Source organism: Pseudonocardia hierapolitana (assembly GCF_007994075.1).
Taxonomy (GTDB): domain Bacteria; phylum Actinomycetota; class Actinomycetes; order Mycobacteriales; family Pseudonocardiaceae; genus Pseudonocardia; species Pseudonocardia hierapolitana.
Map to the genome: position 1 here is coordinate 5,825,749 of NZ_VIWU01000001.1, position 15,448 is coordinate 5,841,196.

Genomic DNA, 15,448 nt, shown 5'->3' on the forward strand with positions numbered 1-15,448 from the left:
CGCTAGGGTCGGCTCCCGTGAGCACGCCGCCGACCAGCCCTTCCGTCGTGCTGCTCACCGTGGCCCACCGGGTGGAGACGGCGCTGGGCGCCGCGCTCGCCCCGCTCGGCCTGACCGTGAGCCGGCTCGGGCTGCTCGGGCACATCTCGGGCGTGCCGGGTGCATCGTTCAGCGACCTGGCCCGGATGTCGGGGATCAGCGTCCAGAGCGTGCACACCGCGGTGAAGGCGCTGGTCGCGGCGGGGCTGGTGCGGGACGCGACGGCGCGGGCCGGGGCCGCGTCCCGCATCGAGCTCACGCCGGAGGGTGTCCGGCTGCTGCGGGAGGCGATGGCCGCGGTGGCCGCCGTCGACGCTGAGCTCTTCGGTCCCGACGCGGACCCGGCGCTCCGGCAGGTCGGTGAAGCAGTGCGGGCCGCCTTCAGGTGATCTGAAGGCCCTGCTAACCTTCAGAAAGATTGAAGGTTGGAGGGGTCGTGGAAGGTCTGCTGCTGTCGGTGCACGTGCTCGCGGGCATCGTCTTCGTCGGGGGTTCGGCCGTTGCGGCGAGCCTGTTCCCGCGCTACGCACCGGTCGCGGCGACGGTGCCGGCCGGTGCTCCCGACGATGCCGGGCGGGCGGGGGAGCGCAACGAGGCCGTCGCGGTGCTGCTGCACCGCATCACGCGGGTGTACGGCCTGCTCGGCATCGTCGTGCCCGTCGTCGGGATCGTGCTGGCGATGGTCCAGGGCCGCATGGCCGAGATCTGGATCAACGTCGCGATGCTCCTCACGGCGGCCGCAGGCCTGCTGCTGGCGCTGGTGATCTACCCGAGGCAGAAGGCCGCGCTCGCAGACCCGGACGGCGGCGCCCGGCTGCGCTCGCTCGCCATGTACGCCGGGATCTACAACCTGCTCTGGGCGATCGTGGTGGTGCTGATGATCGTGCGACCGGGTGCCGAGTGATTCCAGGAGCTCGGTCCGCGTCTTGCTGCGCGTCATCGAAATGACGTGCAGTCCGGGCAGGGCCTCGGATATGGTCCCGGCCGTCGCCACACCTGTGGGAGGTCTCGTCGTGAGGGCAACGCGCGCTCGTTCCGCTGCTTCGACGAGCCCGTTCGCCCTCCGGTAGGTCGTCCCGCGTCACCCCCGGAGCTGGGCTCGGTCCTTCCCTGCCCACTTCACCCGAGGGGTGTGCGCACGCATGCAGTCCTCCGACCCGGTACGGGTCTACCTCGGGCTGGCCTTCGTCCAGTCCGTCTGCTTCTCGCTCTTCTTCACCGTCCAGCTCGTCTACCACGCCACCGTCATGGGCCTGGACCCGTTGCAGATGGTCCTGGTCGGCACCGTCCTGGAGATCGTCTGCTTCGTGTTCGAGGTGCCGACCGGCGTGGTCGCCGACGCGCACAGCAGGCGCCTGTCCGTGCTGATCGGGCTGGCCCTGATGGGGTGCAGCTACGCCCTGGAGGGAGGGGTGGCGCAGTTCTGGGCCGCGCTGGTCGGCCAGGTGCTGTGGGGCCTCGGCTACACCTTCACCAGCGGGGCCCACCAGGCGTGGATCACCGACGAGATCGGCGAGGCCGCCGCGGGGCCGGTCTTCCTGCGCTACCGCAAGGCGTGGCTGCTCGGCGGCGTGACCGGCACCGTCCTGGCCACGGGCCTCGCCCTCGTGCACGTCCAGATCCCGATGGTGCTGGCAGGCCTGGGCATGTTCGTGCTCGTCGGGGCGCTGGCGATCGTCATGCCGGAGCGGCACATGCGCGCCTCGTCGCCCGAGCGCTCCACGTTCGGCCGGATGTCGGCCACCGCGCGAGCCGGGCTGCGGCTCGCCGTGGTGAGCCCCGTGGTGCGTGTGATCCTGCTGATCAGCCTGATCACCGGCCTGGCCGCCGAGGCGTACGACCGGCTCGCGGTGCCGTCGGTGATCGAGAGGTTCGCGTTCCCGCAGGTCTTCGGCTCCGACCAGCCCGCGTTCTGGTTCGGGGTGAGCGGGCTGGCCGGCCTGCTGGTCAGCGTGGTGGCCGCCGAGGTGTTCGGGCGCCGGTTCACCCGGTTCCTCGTGGACGGGGTCCCGGCGCGGCTGCTCGCCGGCCTCGCCGCACTCGACATCGCCGCACTGGTGGTCTTCGCCGTGTGCGGGCACCTGTGGCTCGCCTTCGCGATGATGTGGTCGCGCCGGGTGCTCGCCACGATCAGCGAGCCGGTGCAGACCGCGTGGGTCAACCGCGGCCTCGAGCCTGCGGTGCGGGCCACCGTGCTGTCGATGACGGGACAGGCCAACTCGGTCGGCCAGGCAGCGGGCGGCCCGGTGTTCGGGGTGATCGGCACGGCCTTCTCGCTCACGACCGCGCTGGTGGGCTCGGCGGCGTTGCTGACGCCGGTCGTCGAGCTGTACCGGCGGTTCGGCACCGGCCGCCCCGCGCGCCGATCAGCTGATCGGCACGGCTGACCCGGCCGTCGCCGCGTGGACGAGCTGGCCCGGATCCGAGACGGAGCCCGTGGCGAGCTCGGCGGCGAACTCGGCCTCGCCGAGCGCCGCGGCGGCCACCGCCGTGATCCGGTCGACGTCCCCGCGCTCGGCCGTGGGCAGTGGCGCACCGACGCTCTCGCGCGCCGCGGCCGCCGCACCGAGCAGCCGGGCCGCGTGGCGGTGCCCGCCCGCGAGCGCGACGGCGCCTGCGAGGCCCTCCAGGCTCAGGGCGAGCGCCCGCGGATCCGTGCCGCGCCGGGCGACGGAGTGCCCGGCGAGCTGGTGGCGCAGGGCGGCTTCGGCGTCGCCTCGCATCTCCGCGACGAACCCCAACTCGGCGTGGATCAGCGTCGTGGCCAGCTCGGCATCGACGCCGAGGTGCCACTCGAGGACCTCTCGCAGGTGTTCCTCCGCGGCGTCGAGGCGGCCGGTGCGACGCTCGCCGAGGGCGAGGCCGGTGAGGGCGTAGATGCGCCCCGGTGCGAAACCGTGGGCGACGGCCGTGTCCACCGCCCGCCGGTGCAGCTCGTCGGCCTCGGCGAACCGCTGTTCGAGCAGCGCGACCCGGCCCAGCCACGACAGCTGGTAGGAGACCTCGGCCCACAGGCCGAGCTCCTCGGCCATCCGCAGCCCGGCGCGGTGCTGCTCGGCCGCCTCTGCGTAGCGGCCGGCCAGCTCGTCGAGCGCGCCGAGCGCGAACGTGGTCTGCACCTGCCCCCAGCGGTCGCCCACCTCGCGGAACAGGGACGCGGCCCGCTCGGCCTGCTCCCGCGCACCGGCGTAGTGGGCCTGGCCGACGCGGTCGACGAGGGCGGCCGCGATGCCCCACCGGTCGCCCAGCGCCTCGAACGTGGCGAGCGCGGCGGCCGTGAGCGGCACCGCCCGGGTGTCGGCCACCGTGGTGAGGGCGTAGCCGAGGAACCACTGCGTGCGGGCCCTCGCCACCGGATCCGCGATCGCCGACACGTCGAGCGCGGCATCGTCGGGCCGCACGCCGTCGAGCACCCGCAGAGCGGTGAGCCAGGCCGTGGCCTGCACGCGCGCCGCGGCGGGCGCGTCGCCGGGCACGGCGAGCGCGGCCCGCAGCGACCGCATGGCCTCCCCCGTGCGCCCGCGCAGGAACCAGTACCAGCAGAGCGCCTGCACCAGCCGCAACGCCGGCTCGGCGCCGTCGGCCTGCTGGACGAGGTGGTCGAGGGCGGCGCGCAGGTTGGCGGCCTCGGCGTCGAGCCGCTCCAGCCAACGTCGCTGGTCGGCGCCGCGCAGCTCCGGCTCGGCCCGCTCGGCGAGCGCGAGGTGGTGGGCGCTGTGCCGTTGCCGGACGAGCTCGAGCTCGCCCGCATCGGCCATGCGTTCCAACCCGTACGCCGCCACCGTCTCCAGCAGCCGGAACCGCGGCGCGCCGTCGGGAGTGGGCCTGCTGACCACCAGGGAGCGGTCGACGAGGCGGGCGAGCAGGTCGAGCACCTCCTCGCGGCGCACGCCCTCGCCCGCGCACACCGCCTCCGCGGCGTCGAGGTCGCAGCCCTCGGCGTGCACGGCGAGGCGCCGCAGCACGACCCGCTCGCCGGGGGTGAGCAGCTCCCAGCTCCAGTCGATCACCGCGCGCAGCGTGCGCTGCCGGTCCGGCGCGTCGCGGGGCCCGCCTGCGAGCAGCGCGAACCGGTCGTCGAGCCGGGCCAGCAGCTCGTGCACCCCGAGCGCGCGCACCCGGCCGGCGGCGAGCTCCAGCGCGAGCGGCAGGCCGTCGAGCCGCCTGCAGATCGCCGCGACCGCGGGCGCCGTGTCGGCGTCGAGGACGAACCCGGGCGCCGCCGCCGCGGCCCGAGCCGTGAACAGGCGGGCCGCGCTCGACGCGCGCACGGCGTCGAGGTCGTCCGCGCCCGCGGGCAGCTCCAGCGGCGGGACCTCCCAGAGCACCTCGCCCGCCACGGAGAGCGGCTCCCGGCTCGTGGCGAGGATCCGCAGGCCGGGGGCGGCCCGCAGCAGCTGCCCGGCGAGCACGGCGACCGACTCGACGACCTGCTCGCAGTTGTCCAGCACCAGGAGCATGCGCGTGTCGGCGACGGCCTCGCCGATCTGCCCGATCAGGTCGGCGGACGCGCCCTCGCGGACCCCGAGGGCGCTCGCGACCGCCGTGGCCACCCACCGGTCGGCAGGGCACTCGTCCTCGGGACAGACCTGCCGGTCGAGCCCGGCGAGCTCGACGAGGCACGCCTCGCCTGCGTCGCGCGCCACCGCCATCGCCAGGCTGGTCTTGCCGACCCCGCCCGGCCCGGTGAGCGTGACGAGCCGGGCGGTGCGGAGCCGCTCGCGCACCTGCGTGACCGCGGCCTCGCGACCGACGAGCTCGGTGAGCGGGGCCACGATCACCTGCCGCGGACGGGTGACCGGTTGCGGTGGCGGGCCCTGCAGCGCCGGGTCCTGCGCGAGGATCGCCCGCTGCAGGGCGCTGATCTCGGGGCCGGGTTCGAGCCCCAGCTCGGCGACCAGCGCGGAGCGCAGCTCGGCGAACGCCGCGAGCGCCTCGCCCTGCCGTCCCGCCCGGTAGAGCGCGCGCATGTGCAGGCCGCGCAGCCGCTCGCGCAGCGGGTGGCGCGCCACCAGCGCCCCGAGCTCGGCGACGAGCTGCCCCAGCTCCGCGCCGCCGAGCGCGAGCCGCGCCTCGGCGCGCTCCTCCTCCGCCGCGACCCGCTCCTCGTCGAGCCGCTGCGCGGCCGCCACGGCGAACGGCTCCTCGCGGACGTCGGCGAGGGCCGGGCCGCGCCACAGCGCCAGCGCGTCGGAGAGGAGGGCGACCCGGTCAGCCGCGTCGGGTGACTCCCGGGCCCGCGCGATGAGGTCGCGGAACCGGTGGACGTCGAGGGCCCCGGGCTCAAGGCGCAGGAGGTACCCCGGTGGCTGGCGGACCACGAGGTCGTGCCCGCCCGCGCGCTCCAGCGTGCGCCGCAGCTGCGAGATCCTGGTCTGCAGCGTGTTCAGCGAGTTGCGGAGCTCCTGCGCGCCCCACAGGTGCTCGACGAGCCGCTCGACGGCGACCGGACGACCCTCGTGGACGAGGAGGTCGGCCAGCAGGGCGCGGGTCTTCCGTTCCGGCACCCGTACCGGTGAGCCGTCGCCGTCCCACACGGCCACCGGCCCGAGCACCCCGAACTGCACAGAGCCACGTTAACCGCCCGCTCCGACCATTCCGCCCGCCGGCTCGAGCCGGGCGTGCGCGGACCGTGCGTGGATCGTGCGTGCCGTCGCCCAGGCTCGGTCGCATGACAGACGAGAAGTCGGTGACCGTGCTCGGTCTCGGCGCGATGGGATCGGCTCTCGCCGCAGCGTTCCTCGCCGCGGGCCGGCCGGTGACGGTGTGGAACCGCACCACGGGCAAGGCGGGGGAGCTGGTGGCCCGCGGTGCCACCGAGGCCGCGACGGTGGAGGAGGCCGTGCGGGCGAGCGGGCTGGTGGTGGCCTGCCTGTGGGACCACCGGTCCGTCCACCAGACCCTGGACCCGGTGGCGGGCGCGCTCGCCGGGCGGGTGGTCGTGAACCTCACCAACGGCACGCCGGGCCAGGGCCGCGAGCTGGGCGCGTGGGCGGGAGAGCACGGGTTCGCGCTGCTCGACGGCGGGATCATGGCCGTGCCCCCGATGATCGGAGGGCCCGGGGCGTTCGTGCTCTACAGCGGCCCGGAGGAGGTGTTCACGGCCCATCGCGAGGCCCTCGACGCCCTCGGCGAGAGCGTCTACGCCGGGCCCGACCACGGCATGGCGGCGCTCTACGACATCGCCCTGCTCAGCGCCATGTACGGCGCGATGATGGGCGAGCTGCACGCGTTCGCGATGGTCCGCTCGGCGGGCGTGGCGGCCACCGGGTTCGCGCCGCTGCTGCAGCGCTGGATGGCCGCCGTCGGCGGGTTCCAGGACCGCACGGCCGAGCTCGTCGACACCCGGGACTACACCCGCGACGTCGTCTCGAACCTCGGCATGCAGGCCGCCGCCTACCACAACCTGATCGACGCGGCGCACGAGCAGGGCGTGAGCCCCGAGCTGCTCGCGCCGCTCTACCCGCTGATGTTGCGCCGCACCGCCGAGGGCCACGGCCACGAGGACAACGTCGGCCTCATCGAACTCCTCTTCACCAGAAGGAGGACCACGTGAACATCACCATGATCGGGTTGGGTCCGATGGGCCAGGCCATGGCGCGCGCGTACCTCGCGGCAGGCCACCCCGTCACGGTCTGGAACCGCACGGCGAGCCGCGCCGACGAGCTCGTCGCGGCGGGTGCGACCCGGGCCGCCACCCCGGCCGAGGCGGTCGCGGCCGGCCCGCTCGTGCTGCTCAGCCTCACCCACTACGCCGCCATGTACGAGATCCTCGGCGACGTCGGCGACGCGCTGGCCGGCAAGGTCGTGGTCAACCTGAGCTCGGACACCCCGCAGGCCTCCCGGGATGCCGCGGCCTGGCTCGCCGAGCGCGGGGCCGAGCTGCTGGTCGGCGGGATCATGGTGCCCGCCGAGGTGGTGGGAACGGACGGGGCGTACGTCTTCTACAGCGGCCCGCGGTCGGTGCTCGAGACCCACGAGCCCGCGTTGCGGGTGATCGGGCGGCCGGACTACCGCGGTACCGACCCGGCGTTGGCCCAGCTGTTCTACCAGGCGCTGGTGCACGTCTTCGTCACCACGCTGGCGGCGTTCGTGCAGGGCGCCGCGCTGCTGGGCACGGCCGGCGTCACGGCGCGGGAGTACGCGCCGCTCGCGGACGAGCTCGTCGAGCTCGCGCGGTCGTCGTTCGGGGAGGTGGCTCGCAACATCGACGCGGGCGATCACCCGGACGATGGCGCGTCCGCGCAGATGATGGCGGTCGGGGTCGACCACATCGCGGGCGCCGTCGCGGCGGTGGGCCAGGACACGGCGCTCCCGGCGGCCGTGAAGTCCCTCTACGACCGCATGGTCACGGCCGGGTACGGGAAGGACTCCTGGACCAGGATGATCGACGTGATCAGGTCGGCTTGAGCGGGTCGTGCCCGAGCGACATGAGGCGGTGCCGCCAGCCGGCCTGACCCGCGGTCGGTTCCAGGTCGTCGCGGCGCTGGGCGTGCACGCGGTCCACCACGCGCCGCATCACGTCCGTGTCGTGCGGGGTCAGGTCCAGGCGACGCTTGCCGAGGATGGCGAGCACCTGCTGCCCGGTCGGCGTCCCGGCCTGGTCGGGCAGCTCCTCGCCCTCCTCACCTGCGTCGCGGGTGCGCAGCCACTCCGAGAGCTCGCGCGAGGTCATGTTGACCACCCGGTGGAACTCGTCCCACAGCTCGTCGTCGACATCGGCCATGCCCCACGCCTACCCACGATCGGCCGGCCCGACGCCTCAGCAGTTGTTCTCGATCTCCTCCGCGATCTCGCAGGCGTCGGCCCGCTCGCCGGTGGCGACGGCGACGCGTTGCAGGAGCGTGCGCAGGGTGTCGCGCTCGGCGGGGTCCAGTGGGCCGAGGACGTGCTCCTCGACCCGGCGCAGCCGGCGTTCGACGTCGCACAGCCGGGCCGTGCCTCGCTCGGTGAGCACGACCCGCCGGGCGCGGCGGTCGGCGGGGTCGGGCTTGCGCTCGACCAGGCCTGCCTTCTCGAGATCGTCGAGGAGGTAGGTCATCACCGTGCGGTCGACGCCGAGGCGCTGGGCCATCGCGAGCTGGGTGCCGGCATCGCCTCGGGCGGCTGAGGAGAGCACCTGGTAGCCGCGGGGCCCGCCGGGGACGTCCGCCACCGCTTCCGCGGCGATGCGCAGGTAGGAGCGGGTGACGGTGCCCAGCGCCCAGCCCAGATCGGACTCGACGTTCGCGGGGCTGGTCACACGTCGATCGTACCGGGAATGTGGCGCACGAGACGCTCTGTTGACACGATCGTCTGCATCACAGACGATCTGAAGAGCAGCACGCATCTTGTGGAAGGAACTCTCGATGACCTTGTTCCGGGTCGACAGCAGCATCCAGGGCGACGCGTCCGTCAGCCGAGCGGTGGCCGACGTGGTCGAGCGCGCCTGGCGCGACCACCACCCCGAGCCGAAGGTGGTCCGGCGCGACCTCGCCGCGAACCCGGTGCCCGCCGACGCGTGGCCGCTCGCGGTCGCCGCCATGTTCGCGCCCGATGCCGAGCGCACCCCGCAGCAGCGGGCCGCCGCCACGCTGGCCTCGTCGCTCGCGGACGAGCTGCTCGGCGCCGACGCCGCCCTCGTCGCGGCGCCCCTGTACAACTACGGCGTCTCGCAGCACCTCAAGACCTGGCTCGACCTGGTGCTCACCGATCCTCGGCTCGCTCCGGGCTCCGCAGGGCTCGGCGGGCGGCCGGTCACGATCGTGGTCTCGCGGGGCGGCGGCTACGGCCCCGGCACCCCGCGCGAGGGGTGGGACCACGACACGCCCTACGTGCAGCGGATCTTCGGCGACGTGCTCGGCGGTGACGTCACGGTCGTGACCGCGGAGCTGACGCTGGCCGCGCTGAAGCCGGAGATGGCGCACCTGCGGGAGCTCGCCGACGCATCCCGCGCCCGGGCGATCGCGGACGCCGCAGCCAGCGGCCGCGCCCTCGCCGAGCGCGTCGCACCCGCCGGCGTGGCCCGGTAACCGATGAGCAGGGCGTTCGCCGGATAGGTCGGACGCGCGGGGGTACCGGGAAGGCGAGCGCAGCCGACCCGGGAGGACATGTCATGGTGGCCTTCGGTTACTCCCTGCTCTGCGAGCAGCGTGGACCGCGCGAGCTCGTGGCCGACGCCGTCGGTGCCGAGGAGGCGGGCTTCGACTTCGCGGTGATCAGCGACCACTTCTTCCCGTGGCTCGACAGCCAGGGCCACGCGCCCAACGCGTGGCCGGTGCTGGGGGCGGCGGCCGCGGCCACCGAGCGCATCCCGCTGATGACCTACGTGACGTGCCCGATCATGCGCTACCACCCGGTGGTCGTGGCGCAGAAGGCGGCGACGGTGGCGCTGCTCGCGGGCGAGGGCCGGTTCTGCCTCGGGCTCGGGGCGGGGGAGAACCTCAACGAGCACGTGATCGGGGCCGGCTGGCCGCCGGTGAACGTGCGGCACGAGATGCTCGGCGAGGCCATCGAGATCATCGGCGAGCTGTTCACGGGCGGCTACGTCAATCGCCGCGGTCGGCACTACCGCGTCGACTCCGCCAAGCTGTGGGACTGCCCCGACGGCGGCGTGCCCATCGCCGTCGCGGTGTCCGGGGAGCAGTCGGTGGCGGCGCTCGCGCCGGTGGCCGACGCCATGGTGGCCGTCGAGCCGCTGCCGGAGCTGGTGGACGGCTTCGACGCCGCCGCGGGCACCAGGCTGCCCAAGATCGGCCAGCAGCCGGTCTGCTGGGGGCAGAGCCGCGCCGCGGCGGTCGCCCTCGCGCACGACCAGTTCCGCTGGTTCGCAGGCGGCTGGAAGGTCAACGCCGAGCTGCCCGGCACGGCCGCGTTCGCCGCGGCCACGCAGTTCGTGAAGCCCGACGACGTCGCGGGCGCGATCCCCTGCGGGCCGGACGTGGCGGCGCACGTCGAGGCCGTGCGCCCGTTCGTCGACGCCGGGTTCACCCACGTCGCGCTGGTCCAGGTGGGCGGCGAGACCCAGCCCGATTACCTGGCCTTCGCCGAACGGGAGCTCCTCCCCGCCCTGCGGGAGGCCTACGGCAAGTCCGAGGCCCCGGCGATCCGCGTCCGCTGAGCGGACCCCGGGAACGTCAGCAAAGCCACTTTCCCGACCTCTGACGTCGTGAAAGTGGCTTTGCTGGCGCGCCCCGGGGATGGAAACGGTTGCAGAATGTTACATGGGACCGTGTGACGGCGCGATCGACTCTCCTGGAACTTGGGGGTTGACGTTCGCCGCAAACGGTTTCAGACTTCCGCACGCAACAGCCGACCAACGACGGAGGCCGCGTGGCACCGACCATCCGGGACGTCGCTCGAGCGGCGGGGGTCTCGCAGGCCACCGTCTCGCGGGCGCTCTCGATGCCCGAGCTGGTGCGGCCGGCCACTCGGGTGCGGGTGGAGGCAGCCGCGCGGGACCTGGGCTACCGGCCCAACCGGGCGGCCAGGGGCCTGATCACCGGGCGCACGGGCAACCTGGGCCTGATCGTCCCGGACCTGTCGAACCCGTTCTTCGCGGCCGTCGTGAAGGGCGTGCAGTCCGCGGCACGGGCCGCGGACCACTCGGTGTTCATCGCCGACACCGACGAGGAACCCGGCGTGGAGGCCGACCTGCTGCGCGCGCTCGCCAAGCAGGTGGACGGGCTGATCCTGTGCTCGCCACGCGCCCCCGACGACGAGCTCGCGAGCGTCGGCACGGACACCACGATCGTGCTGATGAACCGCGAGTCGGGCGAGCGGCCCAGCGTCACCGCCGACAACGCCGACGGCATGCGGCAGGCCCTCGAGCACCTGGCGGCGCTGGGGCACCGCCGCGTCGCGTTCGTGGCCGGGCCGCGCACGTCGTGGTCCAACGCGCAGCGTGAGGTGGGGTTGCACCGCGCGGCCGCGGCCGGCGGGATCGACCTGGTGCACCTCGGGCACTTCCCGCCGCAGTTCGAGGGCGGCGTCGCGGCGGCCGACCTCGCGGTGGCCTCCGGCGCCACGGCGGTGATCGCCTACAACGACCTGGTCGCGCTCGGCCTGCTCAGCCGCCTCGGCGCCCGCGGTATCCCGGTGCCGGCCGCCATGAGCGTCCTCGGATGCGACGACATCGGCATGTCGGCCATGAGCCATCCGGCGCTCACCACGGTGTCGGTGCCCAAGCGAGCGGCAGGCCGGGCCACCGTCGGACTGCTGCTGGCGCTCCTCGACGCGGGCCCGGATGCGGGCCCGATGCACCGCGAACTTCCCACCCAGCTCATCGTGCGCGACACGACGGGGGTCGCGCCCATCTCCCCGAAGGGATCCAGCCGATGACCATGCACTGGCGCAGGGCGTTCACCGCGGGAGGGATCAGCGCGATCCTCCTGCTGGCCGGCTGCGGGGCACCGGAGGGGCCCGGCGCCGCGCAGGTGCCCGCGGGCGAGGTGCCCGACCGCCCGTCCCAGCCGGTGACGCTCAACATCCTCGACGTCGCCGGCAACCTGCAGCTCACGCAGGGGATGATCGACGACTTCGTGGCGAAGAACCCGGACATCGTCTCGCGGGTGACCACCGAGAAGGCAGCGGCGCCCGAGATGGCCGGCAAGATCAAGGCGCAGCAGGACGCCGGCCGCCTGGGCATCGACCTGGTGCTCACCGGCACCGACGGTCTGTCGGCCGGCACCGAGCAGGGCCTGTTCACGCCGCTGCTGCCGCAGTTCGCCGACCGGCTGAAGGGGATGGAGAACTACCAGGAGCCTGCGGCGGCGATGCAGGAGCTGGCCGTCGACCACGGCGTCGTGATCACCTACTACCCGTCGGGCCCGCTCATCGAGTACGCGCCGGACCGGGTGCCGAACCCGCCGAAGACCGCCCAGGAGCTGCTCGCCTACGCGCAGGCCAATCCCGGCAAGGTCGGCTACGCGCGGCCGGCGAACTCGGGGCCGGGGCGCACGTTCCTCATGGGCCTGCCCTACATCCTCGGCGACTCGAACCCCAAGGACCCGGTCAACGGGTGGGAGAAGACCTGGGCGTACCTCGCGGAGCTGGACAAGACCGTCACGTCCTACCCGTCGGGCACCGCGGACACGATGAAGAACCTGGCCAACGGCACCTACGACATCATCGTCTCCACCACCGGCTGGGACATCAACCCGCGGGCGCTGGGCACGGTGCCCGCCGAGTACAGGGTCGGCACGCTCGAGGGCTTCACCTGGGTCACCGACGCGCACTACGCGGCGATCCCGAAGGGCGTGTCGGCCGACAAGCAGGCCGCGCTCCTCGCGCTGATCGAGTTCATGCTGACGCCCGAGCAGCAGGCGAAGGCCTACGACACGGGCTACTTCTACCCGGGCCCGGCCGTCGAGGGCGTCACCCTGGACATGGCGCCGCCGGAGTCGCAGCAGGTGATCCGGCAGTTCGGCCGTCCCGAGTACGACGCGCTGATCGCGAACAACCCGAAGGCCACCCCGCTCGCCACGAAGGACATCGTCGCGGCGTTCGACCGGTGGGACCGTGAGATCGGCGGGGGCAACCAGTGACCGAGGGGTTCCGCGAGCTTCGCCTCGACGGGGTCGGGCGCCGGTTCGCCGGCAAGGACGCCCTGGCCGACCTCGACCTGACGATCCGGGCGGGCGAGTTCATCGCACTGCTCGGGCCGTCCGGGTGTGGCAAGTCGACGGCGCTGAACTGCCTGGCCGGCCTGCTGCCGCTGACGTCAGGCAGCATCTGGCAGGATGAGAAGCGGATCGACGTGCTGCCGCCGGAGAAGCGCGGGTTCGGCATGGTGTTCCAGAGCTACGCGCTCTTCCCGCACATGTCGGTGCGCCGCAACATCGCCTTCGGGCTGCAGATGCGCAGGCTGCCGCGGGCCGAGGTCGCGCGCCGCACCGCGGAGGCCATCCGGCTCGTGCAGCTCGAGGAGCACGTCGACAAGCTGCCCGGGCAGCTGTCGGGCGGGCAGCAGCAGCGGGTCGCGATCGCCAGGGCCGTCGTGCTGGAGCCGTCACTGGTGCTGATGGACGAGCCCCTGTCCAACCTCGACGCCAAGCTGCGGCTGGAGATGCGCACCGAGATCCGCAGGCTGCACCAGTCGCTCGGGCTCACCACCGTGTACGTCACCCACGACCAGGAGGAGGCCCTGTCGCTGGCCGACCGGCTCGTCGTGCTGCGGGCCGGGCGGGTGCAGCAGGTCGGCACGCCCGAGGAGCTCCACGCCCGGCCGGTGAACTGGCACGTGGCCGACTTCATGGGCTTCCGGAACCTGTTCGAGATGACCGCGACGCAGGCCTCCCGCGGCGACGTGGTGGTCGAGGGCGAGGGGATGAAGCTGGTCGGGTCGGCGGTGTCCCCGATCGCCGAGGGTTCGCGGGCGGTCGCCGCGGTGCGCCCGGAGGACGTTCGGGTGGTCACGGGCGAGGGGGAGAACCACCTCGACGTCGATGTCGAGGTGGTCGAGTACCAGGGCCGCGAGCTCGCCGTCGAGGTGCGCACGGCGTCCGGCCGGGCCCTGCACGTGCGCACCGACCAGCGGCTCGCCCCCGGCGACCGCGTGTCGCTCGCGATCGACCCGCAGCGCCTGCTGGTCTACCCGCTCGCCCCCGGTGAGCAGGCCCCCGCGCCGCTGGCCGACGTCGAGGCGGTGGCGTCGTGACCGCCACGCTGGAGCGTGCGGAGCGTCAGGCGCAGACGCCCGCGCTGCGTCACCGGCTGGCCGAGCGAGGGGTGGACCGGCAGTTGCTCCTGCTCGTCCCGGCCCTGCTGTTCGTCGTGCTGCTGTTCCTCTACCCGTTCTTCTACGGGCTGCAGCTGTCGTTCGCGCCCGAGGAGGGCGGGCCGCTGGCCAGCTACGCCGCGTTCTTCGCCGACCCGTACCAGCGCGGCACGATCTGGATCACGCTCGGGCTCGCGCTGCCGGCGGCCCTGCTCAACGTGCTGGCGTCGGTGCCCATCGCCTACCGGATGCGCGGGCGCTTCCGCGGCAAGCGGCTGCTCACCACCGTGCTCGTCGTGCCGATCACGCTCGGCACGGTGCTCACCGCGCAGGGCCTGCTCAACTTCCTCGGCCCGGCCGGCTGGTTCAACAAGATCCTCACCGCCTTCGGGGTGGACGAGCCCGCGCGGCTGGTCGGCAACTACTGGGGCGTGTTCTTCTCCCTGGTGATCACCGGGTTCCCGTTCGCGTTCCTGCTGATCCTGTCCTACCTGTCCGGTATCGACCCCACCCTGGAACAGGCCGCCGCCACGCTGGGCGCCGACTGGAAGCAGCGGTTCCGCCGCATCACGCTGCCGCTGCTCGCGCCCGGGCTCGCCACGACGTTCTGCCTGGCGTTCGTGCTCGCGTTCAGCGTGTTCCCGTCGGCCGTGCTGGTCGGCAACCCCGCGGGCGAGACCCGCGTGCTCGCCCTGGCCGCCTACCAGGCCGCGTACGAGCAGTACGACTACTCGCTCGCGTCGGCGATCGCGATGGTGATGGGCGCGGTCGAGCTGATCGTCATCGCCGTGGTGCTGCTGTGGCGGTCGCGGCTCTACACCGGCTCGACGGGAGGCAAGGGCTGATGGTCGCGCTCCAGCCCGGAAAGCGCCGGATCGTCGCGAGCCCCGCTGCGTGGCTCGTGTGGGGCGCCGTCGCGTTCTTCCTGGTCAACCTCGCAGGTGTCGTCGGGTCGGTGCTCGTCAGCTCCTTCGGCACGCGCTGGTTCGGCACCTGGCTGCCCGAGGGGTTCACCACGAACTGGTACGCCGACGCGTGGCGCAGCTTCGGCCTGTTCGACGTCGTGAGCGTCACCCTGCAGGTCTCGCTCCTCGTCGTGCTGATCTCGGTGTTGATCGGTGTGCCGGCCTCCTACGTGCTGGCCCGGCGCAACTTCCCCGGCAAGAGGCTCGTGTACTTCGCGTTCCTGCTGCCGATCCTCATGCCGCCGATCACCTACGGCATCCCGCTCGCCACCGTGCTCTACAAGTACGGGTTCGCCGGCAACATGTCCGGCGTGGTGCTGGCGAACCTGGTGCCGTCGGTGCCGTTCGTGATCTTGACGATGACCCCGTTCATCGAGCAGATCAACCCGAGCATCGAATCCGCGGCCCGGATGTGCGGAGCCGGCATGCGGGCGTTGTTCCTGCGTGTGCTCGGCCCGCTGCTCGTGCCCGGCATCCTGGCCGCGTCGATCCTGGTGCTGGTCCGGACCGTGGGCATGTTCGAGCTGACGTTCCTCACCGCGGGCCCGGACTCCCAGACGCTCGTGGTGGCGCTGTACTACTCGATGTCGGCCGCCGGGATCAGGGCGCAGCAGTCGGTGGACGCGATGGCCGTGATCTACACGAGCACGATGCTGGTGTTGCTGGTGATCGCGCTGCGCTACGTGAACCCGACCCAGCTCGTGGCGCGGGTGAAGGAGGCGCCGGAGCCCTGACCGGGGCAGCACAC

General features: G+C 73.3%; 15 protein-coding genes. 12 read left to right on the top strand and 3 right to left on the bottom strand.

The features are described from left to right. The first annotated feature begins 17 nt into the window (after positions 1 to 17). The 3 genes from FHX44_RS27755 (at position 18) to FHX44_RS27765 (ending at position 2,426) form a co-directional block, all read left to right on the top strand. Positions 18 to 428 carry a MarR family winged helix-turn-helix transcriptional regulator gene (locus tag FHX44_RS27755; RefSeq protein ID WP_147258486.1) on the top strand — a complete coding sequence of 137 codons (411 nt, stop codon included), beginning with the start codon at positions 18 to 20 and terminating at the stop codon, positions 426 to 428. A 47-nt stretch (positions 429 to 475) separates the two neighbouring features. After that, positions 476 to 943, top strand: coding sequence for a hypothetical protein (locus tag FHX44_RS27760; protein ID WP_147258487.1), 468 nt, complete (start codon positions 476 to 478; stop codon positions 941 to 943). Between the two features lie 238 nt (positions 944 to 1,181). After that, positions 1,182 to 2,426 carry an MFS transporter gene (locus tag FHX44_RS27765; protein WP_147258488.1) on the top strand — a complete coding sequence of 415 codons (1,245 nt, stop codon included), beginning with the start codon at positions 1,182 to 1,184 and terminating at the stop codon, positions 2,424 to 2,426. On the opposite strand, the gene FHX44_RS27770 is transcribed toward FHX44_RS27765, so the two are convergent. Next, positions 2,406 to 5,606, bottom strand: coding sequence for an AfsR/SARP family transcriptional regulator (locus tag FHX44_RS27770; RefSeq protein WP_147258489.1), 3,201 nt, complete (start codon positions 5,604 to 5,606; stop codon positions 2,406 to 2,408). The genes FHX44_RS27765 and FHX44_RS27770 overlap by 21 nt on opposite strands. Positions 5,607 to 5,710: 104 nt before the next feature. Between FHX44_RS27770 and FHX44_RS27775 the strand changes: the two genes are divergently transcribed. Both FHX44_RS27775 and FHX44_RS27780 read left to right on the top strand, forming a co-directional pair. Further along, on the top strand, positions 5,711 to 6,595 hold the full coding sequence (locus FHX44_RS27775; RefSeq protein WP_147258490.1) for an NAD(P)-dependent oxidoreductase: 885 nt from the start codon (positions 5,711 to 5,713) through the stop codon (positions 6,593 to 6,595). An 8-nt stretch (positions 6,596 to 6,603) separates the two neighbouring features. Next, the gene (locus FHX44_RS27780) at positions 6,604 to 7,449 is read left to right on the top strand and encodes an imine reductase family protein (RefSeq protein WP_147261516.1); all 846 of its coding nucleotides are present in this window, start codon (positions 6,604 to 6,606) and stop codon (positions 7,447 to 7,449) included. Here FHX44_RS27780 and FHX44_RS27785 read toward each other — a convergent pair. After that, positions 7,436 to 7,765, bottom strand: coding sequence for a DUF3140 domain-containing protein (locus FHX44_RS27785; protein ID WP_147258491.1), 330 nt, complete (start codon positions 7,763 to 7,765; stop codon positions 7,436 to 7,438). The genes FHX44_RS27780 and FHX44_RS27785 overlap by 14 nt on opposite strands. A 36-nt stretch (positions 7,766 to 7,801) precedes the next feature. Further along, the gene (locus tag FHX44_RS27790) at positions 7,802 to 8,281 is read right to left on the bottom strand and encodes a MarR family winged helix-turn-helix transcriptional regulator (protein ID WP_246170623.1); all 480 of its coding nucleotides are present in this window, start codon (positions 8,279 to 8,281) and stop codon (positions 7,802 to 7,804) included. A gap of 106 nt (positions 8,282 to 8,387) precedes the next feature. Here FHX44_RS27790 and FHX44_RS27795 point away from each other — a divergent pair, with 106 nt between their 5' ends. The 7 genes from FHX44_RS27795 (at position 8,388) to FHX44_RS27825 (ending at position 15,434) form a co-directional block, all read left to right on the top strand. Next, positions 8,388 to 9,050, top strand: coding sequence for an FMN-dependent NADH-azoreductase (locus FHX44_RS27795; protein WP_147258493.1), 663 nt, complete (start codon positions 8,388 to 8,390; stop codon positions 9,048 to 9,050). Positions 9,051 to 9,136: 86 nt separating this feature from the next. Then, on the top strand, positions 9,137 to 10,138 hold the full coding sequence (locus FHX44_RS27800; RefSeq protein WP_147261517.1) for a TIGR03557 family F420-dependent LLM class oxidoreductase: 1,002 nt from the start codon (positions 9,137 to 9,139) through the stop codon (positions 10,136 to 10,138). A gap of 212 nt (positions 10,139 to 10,350) precedes the next feature. Further along, the gene (locus FHX44_RS27805; protein ID WP_147258494.1) at positions 10,351 to 11,358 is read left to right on the top strand and encodes a LacI family DNA-binding transcriptional regulator; all 1,008 of its coding nucleotides are present in this window, start codon (positions 10,351 to 10,353) and stop codon (positions 11,356 to 11,358) included. After that, positions 11,355 to 12,563: an extracellular solute-binding protein gene (locus FHX44_RS27810; RefSeq protein WP_246170624.1), complete on the top strand. Its 1,209-nt coding sequence runs from the start codon at positions 11,355 to 11,357 to the stop codon at positions 12,561 to 12,563. The genes FHX44_RS27805 and FHX44_RS27810 overlap by 4 nt, the downstream gene beginning before the upstream one ends. Beyond that, positions 12,560 to 13,675 (top strand): ABC transporter ATP-binding protein, encoded by a 1,116-nt coding sequence (locus tag FHX44_RS27815; RefSeq protein ID WP_147258495.1) that lies wholly within the window; start codon positions 12,560 to 12,562, stop codon positions 13,673 to 13,675. The genes FHX44_RS27810 and FHX44_RS27815 overlap by 4 nt, the downstream gene beginning before the upstream one ends. Next, the gene (locus FHX44_RS27820) at positions 13,672 to 14,580 is read left to right on the top strand and encodes an ABC transporter permease (RefSeq protein WP_212612676.1); all 909 of its coding nucleotides are present in this window, start codon (positions 13,672 to 13,674) and stop codon (positions 14,578 to 14,580) included. Before FHX44_RS27815 ends, FHX44_RS27820 begins: the two co-directional genes overlap by 4 nt. Continuing rightward, the gene (locus tag FHX44_RS27825) at positions 14,580 to 15,434 is read left to right on the top strand and encodes an ABC transporter permease (RefSeq protein ID WP_147258496.1); all 855 of its coding nucleotides are present in this window, start codon (positions 14,580 to 14,582) and stop codon (positions 15,432 to 15,434) included. The genes FHX44_RS27820 and FHX44_RS27825 overlap by 1 nt, the downstream gene beginning before the upstream one ends. The last annotated feature ends 14 nt before the right edge of the window (positions 15,435 to 15,448 follow it).